Origin of the sequence: Micromonospora tarensis (genome assembly GCF_016803395.1) — a bacterium.
GTDB lineage: Bacteria > Actinomycetota > Actinomycetes > Mycobacteriales > Micromonosporaceae > Micromonospora > Micromonospora tarensis.
The window spans coordinates 1-1,518 of the sequence record NZ_JAEVHL010000497.1 but is presented as its reverse complement, the minus strand read 5'-3'; the positions used below and the strand labels follow the sequence as shown (position 1 = coordinate 1,518).

Below are 1,518 nucleotides of genomic sequence, written 5' to 3'. Positions count from 1 at the left end.
GGTGTCGCCGCGGGAGGCGGTGTGGCTGGATCCGCAGGTGCGGTTGTTGTTGGAGGTGGTGTACGAGGCGTTCGAGGATGCGGGGTGTGCGGGGCGGATTCGGGGCACCCGCACCGGCGTCTACGTCGGCACCTGCTTCCAGGACTACTGGTCCGAGATCGTCCGCAACCGGGTGCCGCTGCGGGACTACCAGGTCAACAGCAGCGTCGTCTCGGCCATCGCCGGTCGGCTGTCGTACGCGTTCGATCTGCAGGGCCCGAGCGTGCCGGTGGACAACGCCTGCGCGTCGTCGCTGACGGCGTTGCACCTGGCGGTGCGGGCGCTGCGCTCGGGTGAGTGCGACACCGCCGTGGTGGCGGGCGTGAACCTGCTGCTCAGCCCGCTGCACCTGATCACCTCGGCGCGCTCGGTGCGCTGTCCCCGACGGGCCGGTGCCGCCCCTTCGCCGCCGGCGCGGACGGCTACGTGCCGGGCGAGGGCGTGGCGGCCATGGTGGTGCGGCCGTTGGAGCGGGCGCTTGCCGACGGCGACCGGATCTGGGCGGTGATCCGCGGGTCGGCGACCAACCACGTCGGCCGGTCGAACAGCCCGACCGCGCCCCGCCCGGAGTTGCAGGCGCGGGTGCTGACCGAGGCGTGGGCCGACGCCGGGGTGTCACCGGCCGAGCTGGGCCTGCTCGAAGCGCACGGCACGGGCACGCTGCTCGGGGACCCCATCGAGGTACGGGGGCTGCGGACCGCCTTCGGCGACGAGGGCCGACCGGGTGGCTGTGTGCTGGGGTCGGTCAAGGCCAACCTCGGTCACCTGGAGGCGGCGGCCGGCATCGCCGGGGTCATCCGGGCCATCCTGTCGCTCCGGCACGGGCTGATCCCCGCCATGCCGAACGGGGAGCAGCTCAATCCGTACCTAGATCTGGACGGTTCGCCGTTCGTCGTGAACACCGAGGCGGTGCCGTGGCCGGCGGCCGACGGAGGTGTCCGTCGCGCCGGTGTCAGCTCCTTCGGCGTCTCCGGCAGCAACACCCACGTGGTGGTCGAGGAGCCGCCGCGAACGCCCGTCCCGCAGCGGCCGGACGGCGGGCAGTTGCTGGTGGTGTCGGCGCGTACCGCCGAACGATTGCGGGTGCACTGTGGCCGGTTGGCACAGGCCCTCCAGCGGGACCGGCCGCACCTGGCCGATGTGGCGTGGACGTTGCAGACCGGCCGGGAGGCGTTCGCGCACCGGGCCGCGATCTGGGCTGAGAACCTCGAGGAGGCGATCTGCGCCCTGGACGCCCTCGCCGCCGGCCGAAAGCCGGACGGGGTGTGGACGGGCCGCGTCGCGGACGTCATCGAGCTGGAGCGGGTGACCACCAGCCCGGGTGACGACCTGCGGCGGTGGCGCCGGCCTGGGCCGACGGGGCCGTCGTCGACTGGGCGGCCGCCTGGCCCGCCCCGCACCCGCCCCTGGCCGACGCTGCCCAGCTATCCCTCCGCCGGACTCGCTACCGGCTGCCCGACGGCTCGGCGCCCGCCCGAC

1 protein-coding gene and 1 pseudogene are annotated in these 1,518 nt (G+C 74.2%); both read left to right on the top strand.

The features are described 5' to 3' along the window. Window position 1: 1 nt before the first annotated feature. A pseudogene (locus JM949_RS38335) lies at window positions 2-456 on the top strand (beta-ketoacyl [acyl carrier protein] synthase domain-containing protein); the annotation flags it as partial. Window positions 457-465: 9 nt separating this feature from the next. Further along, the coding region (locus JM949_RS35895; RefSeq protein ID WP_309232466.1) for a CurL C-terminal domain-containing protein at window positions 466-1,518 on the top strand (1,053 nt) is incomplete at its 3' end.